This window comes from Halobacteriovorax sp. ZH5_bin.2, assembly GCF_043196375.1.
Lineage (GTDB): Bacteria > Bdellovibrionota > Bacteriovoracia > Bacteriovoracales > Bacteriovoracaceae > Halobacteriovorax_A.
This window is the reverse complement of sequence record NZ_JBEBMJ010000003.1, coordinates 220,888-232,801: the sequence shown is the minus strand read 5'-3', so window position 1 is coordinate 232,801 and position 11,914 is coordinate 220,888. Positions and strand designations below refer to the sequence as shown.

The following is an 11,914-nucleotide window of genomic DNA, read 5'->3' as shown; positions in this document are numbered from 1 at the left end:
AATTATACATATTTTGCAGCTACATAGCCAGAAGACCAGGCCCATTGGAAGTTATATCCTCCAAGAAGTCCTGTAACATCAAGAACTTCACCTATAAAGTAAAGATTCTTTTGCAATCGACTCTCCATTGATTTAGAGCTCACTTGATTAGTATCGACACCACCTCTCGTAACTTCGGCCTTTCGATAACCTTCAGTTCCACTTGGTACAAAGGTCCAATGGTGCATAACTTCGATAAGTTTTTCTTTTTGTGCTCCAGACAATTCAGCACAATTTCTATTTAAAGGAAGCTCATGTTGTGTAAGCCAAAGCTCAACAAAACGAGTTGGGAGATGCTCCTTTAAAGCATTTACGAGATTCTTCTTCTTATGTTCTTTTAAGATCTCATAAAGATCAGATTTTGGAAGGAAATTAATTTTTACTTCATCTTTCTTATTCCAATACAAAGATGCTTTTAGGATTGAAGGACCGCTTAGTCCCTTGTGAGTCCATAGAATATTTTCTAGAAACTTCATATTCCCTACTTTTACTTCCGATTCAATTGCAATACCTGCCAGATTCGTATTAACCTTACCTAGCGTGAACGGTACAAGTGCCGGTGTCGTCTCGATTAACTTATGACCAAACTTTTTGGCCACACGGTAACCGATATCGGTTGCACCAAGCCCAGGAAAAGAAAGGCCACCTGTTGCAAGAACAAGTGTTTCGCTTGTGAAGGTTATTCCATCACTTAAAGAAACCACATACTCTTCTTCATATTCTACATCGACAACACGACTATTTACTCTCAATTCACAGTTACTTGGAATAGACTTTTGTAGGGCCTCTAGGATCCCACGAGACTTTTGATCACAAAAGAGCTGCCCTAGAGTCTTTTCTGTATACGTTAAATTGTGTTCAGAAATAAAAGAAATAAAGTCCCAATTCGTGTACTGGCTTAAGGCCGACTTACAAAAATGAGGATTACTTGAAACATAGAAATTAGGCGTGACATCAAGGTTGGTGAAGTTGCAACGGCCTCCACCTGAGACAAGAATCTTCTTCCCTGGGCCTTTGGCACCTTCAAGAATTAAAACGCTTCTTCCTCTCTTGGCAGCATGAATGCCGCAGAATAAACCTGCGGCACCAGCACCAATGATTATGACATCATATTTTTTCATTTAATTAGATTGAGCTGCGAGAGTTTCCTCTATTACCGTTTGAACGTGTTGAGTTGCGACGGTTACCAAAACCACCACGACCGCCACGATCACCACCGCGTCCACCGCGATCGCCACCACGACCAAAACGTCCACCACGATTACCATCGCGTCCACCATCACGTGAGCGCTCTTTTGTCGCTTCAAACCTTAGTTTCTTATTACCAATGAATACTTGCTCTTCACCGTTAATAAGTAGTTTTCCACTTTCGATAGGAATATCAATGAAAGAGAACTTCTCTTTTAGTTGAACGTTGCGGATCTTTCTTTGGTCAATATTAAGCTCACCAGCAATTGCATCTAGGAAAGACTTAATTTGAGCACCGTCATCACGTCCATAGTTTACGAAACAACGGATATTTCCACGATTGTCAGCTCTAACTTCACCACGAGCACCACGAGCACCACGCTCTCCACGCTCTCCTCTTTGTCTTGGCTCCATATCAATAATTGGATTCATTTCAAAACGCTTTAGATTATCAGAGAATAGTGACATGTACATAGCTCTTAGTACTTGTTCTTTTTCTAGATGATCAAAATTTTCAGCGAAAATACTGAAACTTTCATCAAGGTTGTCATCACTTTCAAGCTCTTCAAAGATTTCATCAAAGTGATTAAGCTTACGACGAACCATAGCACCTTTAAGAGTATCGACAGTTGGAATTCTTTCTCTTTCAATTTTTGCCTTTGTTAGTCTTTCAAGAGCAGAGATCTTTCTAATTTCACTTGGTGAAATAACTGAAAGAGCTAAACCTTTTTGACCAGCACGTCCTGTACGACCAATACGGTGAACATAAGACTCAAGGTCTTGTGGAAGGCCATAGTTGAAAACGTGAGTTAAGTGATCAACATCAATCCCACGAGCAGCAACGTCAGTACATACAAGAAGTTTAACTTTCTTGTTCTTGAACTTCTTCATTGTTACATCACGGTGCTTCTGGTCCATATCTCCGTGAAGAGAATCTGCAAGATAACCTCTTAGATTTAATTCATCACAAAGAGAGCTTGCTTCAAGCTTTGTCTTTGTGAAGATAATCCCGTAGTAGTCTTCAACAGCATCAAGTAGACGACAAACCGCTTCTCTCATATTTTGATCACGAACTAGGTAAAACTTCTGAGTGATATTATCATTTGAAAGAGTCTTCTTTTGAACTCTTACAATTTCTGGTTCATCAAGGTAATTCTTAATTAAATCAAGAATTGCCGGTGGCATAGTTGCTGAGAACATCCACGTCTTCTTATTTTCAGCTTGAGCTAGAATTTCCTTAACATCATCAAGGAATCCCATATCTAGCATTTCATCAGCTTCATCTAAAACAGCATATTTAACTTCTGCAAGTTGAAGTACACGTCTACCGATAAGATCAAGAACACGTCCTGGAGTACCGACAACAATTTGTGGTTTAATCTTCTTTAGGTTTCTAATTTGATTATCAATTGGTGTACCACCATATACTGACATTGTTTTAATATTGTCATGTGTTGATAGTTTCTTAATTTCATCACAAATCTGATTAGCAAGCTCTCTCGTAGGAGAAAGAATGATTGCTTGAATTGATTTACTACTAGTATCTAGAAGATGAAGTAGTGGAAGAGAGAAGGCCGCAGTCTTTCCTGTCCCTGTCTGGGCCTGACCAACAAAGTCAGTGTCCTTTTCAATTAGTAGTGGGATAGCTTGAGACTGGATATCTGTTGCTGTTTCGAAACCTCTATCTTCGAGTGCACGAAGCAGCGATTCCCTAAGTGGAATTTCGTTAAAATTCAATTTTGACTCCTTAAACGCTAGCCTAGAATGCTGGCCACGGATGTTGCTCGATTCAAGAGCGGGATAATGACTAAGTGACCGTCATTGATAAATAGGCGTATTTTCTTAATTTCCGGGACTGTAACACGCTAGACGCTGTGTTTCAAGGGCCATGGAAATAATACAATTGTTCAATTTTTAATTGTCTCAAATTCAGATCGTAAATTTTTGGCCATGTTGCTAAAAAATGTTGAGACCGTTATCGATTTATTAAGTAACCAGTGATCCGTGCTGCAAGTGAATGTATATGTATAGCGAGTTTTACCGCCAGAGGCCGGCATAATATAGTAAACCCCACCAGAGGTTTGCATCACACTGTTATTACTAAGAGGAGAAGCGATATAAGCTTCAGATTGCTTATCATTCATCATCTCCATCGTGATCTTAAAGCCATCCATATAACGATAAACACGAATAAGATCATTATATGTATAAAGACCGCGATTATAGGACCTGCGCTTTACGACAAATCGCTTAATTTCATTCTTATCCAGTTTTTTTACTTTAAGATCTTTGATTATTACTGATTCGATTAAAGAATCACTTGAGAATGGACATAAGATACTTTTAGCAGAAAGCGTACGCTTATCCCTATACTCGTTATTACAACGCTTATCAAAGGCAAGAACAGTCTCTAGAACCTTATCTACTGGCTGCTCAATCGTATCACTTATTGTTCCTTGATAGAAGCGAGTCCCCTTCTTTTTTCCAGAAAGCATTGAGACATCAAATTCTTTTGATTTCTCACGGTAATCAATTTCAAATTTTTTGATATTAATTGCATATGATGAAATCGCCGCAAATACTAAAATAAGAGTCTTCATGCCACCTATTTACCACCTTTTGAAAATTTGGGCAAAACAATAAACCTCAACAGGATGGCCAAATAAAACTATATTATTCTCTATTGTCTTTGTGATCATCGAAGAAACGATCAATGGCATCTTCCCCATCCGCCGCACTAACTTCTAGTAACGTATTCAATGCAGCGAGAATACGATCTTCTTCGTCCGCCGAGTATTCATTATGGGCCATGCGATCCTCAAGGTTTCTTATAACATGTTGTAATGCCGTCTCTTCGGCTAAAATTTGTCTCTTTAAAAGCAGGTTATCAAGCGCCTTTTGTCTTTTTATAATTGTGATATCAAAAGCAGCACTCTGGTGCTCCTGATCATAAATTTCTTCTTTGATTATATTTAGCTTCTCTTGAAGCTCAAGAGCACTAGCAAATGGACTAGCAGAGATCAATAGAGCGAAGAATGCGATTAAAAATGCCTTCATGATAATTTCCTTTAATTTTAGAATTGAACTAAAGCCAGACTATCATCAATAAAGAATATTTCATTTCAATTTGAAAGCATTACAAGTGCTGTATAAAAGGTACACACGAAATTAACGAGGCCCTTTGAATTTTAAAGAGCCTCAAGCACCTGAATTTACTCTAGAAATCGCGGTATACTTCATCTTCAATAAATTCTGAAGTTTCAAAATTCTTAAACCAAAGTTTCGCAGAAATTGTCTTAATGATCTCACCAGTTTTTACATCTTTAATTCCAATATCAAGGTTGGCAATGTCGCCAGCGATCTCATAACACTCTTCCATCGTTGTATTATCAATAATGCGCTTTTTGGCCCATTCATGAAAGACACGAGTCATTTTTATTCTTATTGGTAAGTTATCACCAAAATTTCCTTGTACCATACAAGCAGTACTTAGCGGCACAGGCATTGGTTCAGTTGTTTGATCACTATCTGTCTGATCATTTGCAAATGAATTAAGGCCCGTTATAAGCACAAGTAAACACAGAAATCCCTTTAACATTTTAGGCATAAATCCTCCCTCTCAATAGAATTCACATTTTGATATAGGAAAACCTATCAATATCTAAGTTGCTCGACAAACCAAGTTCATACAAATTGAGAAAGATTAAGAAAGATTAAGAAAACATTAACCCCGTATTATCACCTTTAAAAATTTGTCATTGGTGATATGGGAAAGATGACTTCAGAAATACCAGAATACTGAGAACGACCGCCCCAGAAGTCTATATACTTATAGCGAAAGAAGTAGCGTCCATCGCGAGAGCTTTGCCAACAGAACTCAGACCTATCTGACCAGATCTCCCTAATAATTCTCTTCATTTTGTTATCGCGATAAATTTCAATATAGTACTTCTTTGCGGTCTTATAATCAGGAAGATCGACTCGGTAGCACTTACCTTTTGAATTATACTTCATCACATACTTATTCAACTGCTTCGGCTTGCTATTCTCAGGAGGATTGAGAATAAAATTCTTTTCACCAAATGAAACGAGTTGATCATTTTCAAAATGAGAAATTTTAATTTTATAATGGCCGATTTGATTTTCTTTAAAGTCAAATGAATGTTGATCAACGATCTCTCTATTTATTAATTCACCTTTGCTATTGAAAACTTCAATAATATATTTACCAGATTGAGATAATTGATTAAGAGAAGTCCAACTAAAGGATTGTGTTATTATACCTTTCTTATTTTTAGGTTTTCCTCTTTCAATCACAATCTGCTGAATTTCTACTTTCTTAACAACCTTGACCTCTTCAGTTACTTCAGTAGGTTTTTCTTCAATTGGTATTGCGGGCACTTTACTCTTTTGAACTCTGATGGCTTTTTTAACTTCTACCACAGGGAGTACTGCTTTCTCCTTAGAAGGATTCAAAAAAATTGAAAAAATGACAACTCCGACAACGATCAAAGAAACTAAAATAAACTGATTAGATCTATTTTTTTTCAGAACTGATCTCTCTTCTTTTCGGGTTCGAAAAATCATACTTATTTCTTACAGCACGATATTCCTTTTTAACTGTCGCAAAGTCTTTATAGTATAGAGTAAAACCAGGGAAGATAAGATCATAATCATCAATGATCTCTTTGTTATTATCCCAAATATTAATCCAGAAACGACTATTGCCCTCATATACATCTTGTGAAACTTTACCAAGAGTATCATCCTTCTTAATTAAATACGGCTCACCTTCAGGTCTTACATATTTCAAATCTTTAGGAATCCTTGGAACCTTAATTGTTTGTCCAACATGCATATCAATTGTTCCATTTAACGATCTAATCTCTTTCCACTTACGAATATCTTTGTAGAGATAGAAAGCAATTTTCATGGCCGTATCAAACTTTTGAACAACATATAAATCATAGTCCATACTTGAAGACGCTGGAGCACGATTACCTTTCAAAGAAATCTCTTTTTCAATGATATTTCTTTTTGGGATATCTTCGTAAATGGTATCCGATCGTAAGAGGTCACTCTTCTCACTAACAGTCCCAAGATTGAAAACAAGATCATCTTGAGTTAGAACGAAAGTATCCCCTTCAACTACTGAACCTTCATCTGCAATAAACTTGTAAGCATCAAATGAACAAGATTGAAAAATAAAAGCAATAAATAAAACTGAAATTAAATTATACTTTTTCACATATACCTCAATATATATTGTCGGCATTAGTGAATAAAAGTTTAAGTTTTATAAAATATAGCCAATCCCTAGTCCCACTCGCAGTGTCGTGATGTCAGATGGCCCATTCATCCAATGATACTTAATTAAGCTATGAGCAAAGAAGTTATTCCCGACGTTTTTAAACAAGTATAAGAGAATCTTGCTACCAGTAAAGCTTCGTGTATTTTCGGCGTTAGCTAAACTTATGCTTCGTTGAGATGACAGCGACTGCGAATAACTTAATTTAGTAAAAATCTTATGACCAAGTAGCTCTATTGAGCGAGAGGCACCTAGAGTGAAATAGAGCACTTTATTTGTATCAAAAGTAACAAAGTCGTTCTTCTGTAAGTTTTCAAGGTTGAAAGTATTAAACTTTTCAAAATCAAAACCTGCATAAACTGAAATAGCAGGAGACTTTAAACGGTAAGAAAAATAAATATTTCCACCAATTTCTGGATCTACCTTAACTTCATCACTAGTATAGTTATCGATCTCAGCAGTCGTTAGATAAGAATAGTAAAGACTACCAGAAATATTATATGAACTCTCTTTTGGATAATAAGCAGAACTTAAACCTAGCGAGACTGGTGAGTTTTGTAAAAAGCTAACATCTGCATAAGATGGATTAGCCTGCGAAAACTTTCCATAAGAGGCCATATAAAAAACAGAAGAGCGAAATGACTTTTGGCCTAACTGCTCCTTTATCCTGTTCATACTTTTATGACTTATTTGCTCTGTCTTACTTAGCTGATGTTGATATACAGAGAATTTATTATAATCTAGTAAATCGACTGAAATATAAAGCTGAAGAATCGTATCCTTTTGTAATTTTGAGAAGTCTTTTTGATTGGCCTTCATTGTTCGCTTAACCATTTCGTGGTTAATACTGACGACGGCCTCATCAATAATAAACTTTTTATATATCTCAGACAGTCGTTCGCCATCAAAAGCTATTCGATATGGAAATTTAATGAAGTCGACATTCTTACTTCTTACTACTTCTTTAAAATCGATTGGTTCTGCACGAACAGAGAAGAAACAAAAGAGAGTTATTAGTATTATTTTGATAATTTTCACTTAGATCCAATTTTTAAACCACAAATTGTATTTAATTATAGCAAATGATTGATTTGAAGCAACCGCCTGCGGGAAAAGGTGCCCCAAGGCACGTTTTCGTGCAGAGTGGAACATAGAATCGTGGAAAAGAGTAATACGATTAATTCATCTTACGAAGTTGGAAATTAAAATTGAGTCAACAAGTTTGCATGGGACCCTCTTTCGCTCCCATCGTGGTCGCTCATCAGGGTTGCACGGCTTCAATTAGCCTATTGCTAATTGCCACCTGCAAAAAAGGCAAAAAAAAAGACCGCGAAAGCGATCTACCAAAAAGATGGTGCCCAGAAGAGGACTTGAACCTCCACGCCAAAGGCACTAGATCCTAAGTCTAGCGTGTCTACCAATTTCACCATCTGGGCACAATTAAAAATTTTTCAAAAATTTCATTGGTAAGGCGTGAGAATATTTATAAGGGACTTCACCTAAAATGGCAAGAAAAAAATTAAGCTGCTGATTTATTTTTATTATTAAGCTTTCTCTCTAAGTCTTTAATTTTATTTGAAAGGATTTTATTTTCCTGATTTATTTTATGATTATCTTTTTTGAGAGAGGAAATTTCTGTCTCCATCTTCGATTTAATCTTATTTTGTTTATCCATTAGCTTCTCAAGATGAGCAATTTTCTTATTATTTACACCACCACTTGCAGCGGCCTTCTTTGCTTTTTCTAATGTTTGAATTTGAGACTGAGCAAATTTAAGCCTTTGCTTGTACATCTTAATTTCAATATTAGCATCCTTAAGCTTTGTCTCTAGATCATCACCATAACCAGCACCTCCAGATGCCCCCCCATTAAACTTCGATAATTCTTTCTCTAGGTCTTCTACCTTTAAAATCTCTTCTTTTAGTTTTTGTTGGGCCAGAGAAAGCTCTTGCTTATCTTCTGTGGCAGCTAAATTAGCGGCATCAACTTTTTGGCTCATTACTTCGATTGAATCATTTTTGATCTCAAGCTCTTTTGAAAGTTGCTTAACCTTCTCCTCAAGATCTTCTATTACTCGTTGCTCTCCCATCGCTCCTAAAGGAGACTCACCTTTTCCTTCGTTAACAGGAGCAGCATAATTAGGTGAATGCTTGGCTTGCTCTAACTTGGCCTGCATTTGCTCAAATAAGTGACTCATACGAGCAACCTTTTCTTTCATGGCAAAGTATTCTGACTCTCTTATAAATTGCTCTACAGACTTACCACTCTTATCCAAAAACTCTTCCGCAAGACTTCCTTCAACACCATCTTTGACCGTTTCAAAGTCTTCTCTTGGAACATTATAATTTTCTTCGACATAGCCTTGAACTGAATTGAGGTATTCATTATAGGTTTCAGGCTCTTTTTCACTTAGAATTTTTGATTTAATTTCTTCTTTTAGAGCATCATTATCAATTGGCCAATTTTCGGCCTTAACAAGGTCTTTTAAAGTTTGTCTGTCCACCTTGTTAAAGAAGTTTTCATTAAATTCTTCCCTACTTTGCTCCTCAAAACTATTAGCAACTGTTAGCCTGATCGCTTCTTTCAAGCTTTCCGCTCGCTCTTTATTAAGAACTGACTTTTTAATAAAATCAATGTCATCATCAGCAAGAACTTTTAGCATCTGCTTATCAGGGTAAGCATCTAGGTGATCGAGAAAGTCATCGTTTGTTACATCCCTCTTTGAAAGAAAATCGATCATACGCTTTAATTCTTTAAGGGTTACCTTTTTTACGATTGGGTCATGGTAGTTAGAGTGATCAACAATTTTCTCACTAGTATTCGCTACAACTTCACTATTTAGACTAATTCTAGACGTTCCAACTTCATAATCAAAACGCGCAATATATGACTTCTTCTTTTGAAGAGAGAATCTTAAATCCATCTTTCCTTGCTTACGATTTACTCTTAGGCAAAGGTATGAAAAGTCATTTGAGACAAAACGATAAATTTCATTAATCAATTCATCATCCATAAAGATCGACGAAATATTCATATTAATGAGCAGCTCTTCGTCACTAAATAGCATCTCCATCTCAACAGGAGCACATTGCCTTTTTAAAACAATACCATTTAGAATTCCTTGTAAGCTTAACGAGAGCTTTTCAATATCAAATCCATTCTCATGGGCCTTAAGGTTTGCAAGGTCACAATAATAACCGACACTAAATCGAGAAAGAATTTTATACTGCTTAACCTTTGTAAACTGCGGAAATGTACGATTTTTAGGGGTTTGTAAAACACCGAAGTAATTTTCAATTTCATTTAAAATAAATGAGTTTTCCGTATAGATAGCATCTGGAGTAAGACTGACTTCACCGACTTTGACTTCCTCACTAATATAAACAACTTTCCCCATTGGGTTGGTATTCTTATAGCTGACGTCACCAACAATAATATTTTTCTTATCCAAAAGCTCTGTAATATTTTTGACTTGAATAAAACTTAAGTCTTCACACATTAATTCACCTAGCTTATCAAAAAGCTCTTGTTCAATAAATGTGTAAACCTCAATTCTATTAGTCATCTAAGCACTCCTCCCAATATCTTCTTGAGAGAAAATATCATTGAAGTAGCGATAGTCTTTTACATTTTCTAAAATGGATTTAAAAATGACCTCAATATCATTAGAGTCAAATTCTAACTCTAAGGCAAAGACTTGATCATGAACCTTATGCCACAGGCTACTAACATCATCATCTAAGTTATAATCAAGGTTAAAAAAGTCCTTACTTAAGCTCTTTAAATACTTAACATTGTCATATGACTCTTCTAGGCTTGATAACCGATCAGATACACTTACGCCGCTACGACAGACATATGCAAAGTATGTCATAAGGATCGTATTAAAAACTTCTTTTAAAAAATTGAAGTCGAGATAGCCAGATACCAGTGACAAGTAAACAACAGAAGAAGCAATAACTTGTGCCTTCTTAAAAGTCACAGCACTTGTTTTAATAAATTCTTCTTCAAGGTTTATCTTATCATTGTTGAACTCATAGAAAGTTTCATGACAAATAAAAACGAAGTCCAGTGTTGAAGACTTCTCACCTTCTTTTAAAGCACGATAAAAGTCCACGAGAATAAGATTACGATAACGAAACTTCACTTCCTCTAGTTCGGCTTTTTGAAGATCCATAAAGTGGTCGATAACTTTAGAGACACGCTCTTCATCGATGATTATTTTTTGAAAGAAATGATCGTTTTGCTGAGAAAGTTTTTCTATCAACTCGAGATTTGCAAACTCACCAGCACGGCCTATAAGAAGACGTCTGCCACTTGGACGTGACCAATACAACTCTCCTTTAAGTAGAGGCTTGTTTTGAATTTGCTGGAGGCTTAAGTTTATCTCTCTCATAATCCCATAAGTTTATAATATCAGGGCCTATCTCTAGGCCCTCTTAATAATATTTATCGGAATACTGAGTAAATTAATTAAGCTATTTTTTAATAGTAGAGCATTTTCCTACGCTTTACCTTTAAGTTTTGGATCTAGAGAGTCTCTTAGAGCGTCCCCAAGAAGGTTTAGTGCTAGAACAAGCACAAACATTGCTAGTGTAGCCGCAGAAAGTTGCCACCATACACCACGAGCAAGCTCAAGTTTTGAGTCATCAATCATTGTTCCCCAAGATGGCTGACCTTGTACACCAAGTCCTAAATAAGAAAGGATTACCTCAGACTTAATGGCCTGTTGAAATCTTAGTGAGAATTGAATGATAACAATGTGGAAGATATTTGGAAGAATATGCTTAAACATTCTTCTCATATTACCAGCTCCAAGTGCTGCCGCTGCTTGGACATATTCTCTTTCCTTGTGACGAAGAACTTCACCACGCACAAGACGACATAGACCTACCCAAGAAGTTACCCCAAGAGCTAAGAATAGTGACGACGTACCTTTTCCTAGTACCATTGTTACGGCAAAAAGAAGCATGATATATGGAATCGATGCAAGTGACGTGTAAAACCAAACAATGATTTCATCGACTTTTCCACCAAAGTATCCGGCCATAAGACCAAGAGTCACACCAATTACAGTCGAGATTGTTGCAGTAGAGAAACCAATCCCAATTGCCATCTCCGCACCTTTTAATGTTTTATAAACAACAGAGCGTCCGAAAATGTCTGTTCCAAATAATGCATCGGCACTTGGTGGCATATAAGATGCACCAATTTCTTTTGACCATTCACCTGCAATTACACCAAAGAATGTAAGTGCAGCTAGTAATACATATAATCCAATAACAACCATACTAAAGACTGCGGCTTTATCTTTCTTAAGCTCAGTCCAAGCATGTCCCCATAGTGATTTTGATTCGCTTGATAAATTTGCTGACATGA

11 protein-coding genes and 1 tRNA gene are annotated in these 11,914 nt (G+C 36.4%); all 12 read right to left on the bottom strand.

Going from position 1 to position 11,914, the window contains the following annotated elements:
* Positions 1-2 precede the first annotated feature (2 nt).
* Positions 3-1,160: an NAD(P)/FAD-dependent oxidoreductase gene (locus ABMA76_RS09585; protein WP_392910031.1), complete on the bottom strand. Its 1,158-nt coding sequence runs from the start codon at positions 1,158-1,160 to the stop codon at positions 3-5.
* 4 nt (positions 1,161-1,164) lie between these two features.
* Positions 1,165-2,964, bottom strand: coding sequence for a DEAD/DEAH box helicase (locus tag ABMA76_RS09580; RefSeq protein ID WP_392910029.1), 1,800 nt, complete (start codon positions 2,962-2,964; stop codon positions 1,165-1,167).
* Between the two features lie 170 nt (positions 2,965-3,134).
* Entirely contained in the window at positions 3,135-3,827 is a 693-nt protein-coding gene (locus ABMA76_RS09575) for a hypothetical protein (protein WP_392910027.1), read from the bottom strand.
* Between the two features lie 73 nt (positions 3,828-3,900).
* Entirely contained in the window at positions 3,901-4,284 is a 384-nt protein-coding gene (locus ABMA76_RS09570; RefSeq protein ID WP_392910026.1) for a hypothetical protein, read from the bottom strand.
* Between the two features lie 160 nt (positions 4,285-4,444).
* Complete coding sequence (locus tag ABMA76_RS09565; protein WP_392910024.1) at positions 4,445-4,834, bottom strand: hypothetical protein; 390 nt, start codon at positions 4,832-4,834, stop codon at positions 4,445-4,447.
* Between the two features lie 137 nt (positions 4,835-4,971).
* Positions 4,972-5,628 carry a hypothetical protein gene (locus tag ABMA76_RS09560; RefSeq protein WP_392910022.1) on the bottom strand — a complete coding sequence of 219 codons (657 nt, stop codon included), beginning with the start codon at positions 5,626-5,628 and terminating at the stop codon, positions 4,972-4,974.
* A gap of 136 nt (positions 5,629-5,764) precedes the next feature.
* Positions 5,765-6,475, bottom strand: a complete 711-nt coding sequence (locus ABMA76_RS09555) for a hypothetical protein (RefSeq protein WP_392910021.1) — start codon at positions 6,473-6,475, stop codon at positions 5,765-5,767.
* 48 nt (positions 6,476-6,523) lie between these two features.
* The gene (locus ABMA76_RS09550) at positions 6,524-7,573 is read right to left on the bottom strand and encodes a hypothetical protein (RefSeq protein WP_392910019.1); all 1,050 of its coding nucleotides are present in this window, start codon (positions 7,571-7,573) and stop codon (positions 6,524-6,526) included.
* Between the two features lie 314 nt (positions 7,574-7,887).
* Positions 7,888-7,971: transfer RNA gene (locus tag ABMA76_RS09545), tRNA-Leu, on the bottom strand.
* A gap of 83 nt (positions 7,972-8,054) precedes the next feature.
* Positions 8,055-10,100, bottom strand: coding sequence for a coiled-coil domain-containing protein (locus ABMA76_RS09540; RefSeq protein WP_392910017.1), 2,046 nt, complete (start codon positions 10,098-10,100; stop codon positions 8,055-8,057).
* A complete protein-coding gene (locus ABMA76_RS09535; protein WP_392910016.1) occupies positions 10,101-10,931 on the bottom strand; it encodes a hypothetical protein in 831 nt (276 codons plus the stop codon). It lies immediately after the preceding gene.
* 108 nt (positions 10,932-11,039) lie between these two features.
* The gene (locus ABMA76_RS09530; RefSeq protein WP_392910014.1) at positions 11,040-11,912 is read right to left on the bottom strand and encodes an ABC transporter permease; all 873 of its coding nucleotides are present in this window, start codon (positions 11,910-11,912) and stop codon (positions 11,040-11,042) included.
* Positions 11,913-11,914: the final 2 nt, after the last annotated feature.

Bases quoted from the DNA above. Each gene is read 5' to 3' on its own strand.
- ABMA76_RS09535 (WP_392910016.1), bottom strand. From the start codon at position 10,931: ATGAGAGAGATAAACTTAAGCCTCCAGCAAATTCAAAACAAGCCTCTA.
- ABMA76_RS09575 (WP_392910027.1), bottom strand. From the start codon at position 3,827: ATGAAGACTCTTATTTTAGTATTTGCGGCGATTTCATCATATGCAATT.
- ABMA76_RS09585 (WP_392910031.1), bottom strand. From the start codon at position 1,160: ATGAAAAAATATGATGTCATAATCATTGGTGCTGGTGCCGCAGGTTTA.
- ABMA76_RS09565 (WP_392910024.1), bottom strand. From the start codon at position 4,834: ATGCCTAAAATGTTAAAGGGATTTCTGTGTTTACTTGTGCTTATAACG.
- ABMA76_RS09530 (WP_392910014.1), bottom strand. From the start codon at position 11,912: ATGTCAGCAAATTTATCAAGCGAATCAAAATCACTATGGGGACATGCT.
- ABMA76_RS09570 (WP_392910026.1), bottom strand. From the start codon at position 4,284: ATGAAGGCATTTTTAATCGCATTCTTCGCTCTATTGATCTCTGCTAGT.
- ABMA76_RS09540 (WP_392910017.1), bottom strand. From the start codon at position 10,100: ATGACTAATAGAATTGAGGTTTACACATTTATTGAACAAGAGCTTTTT.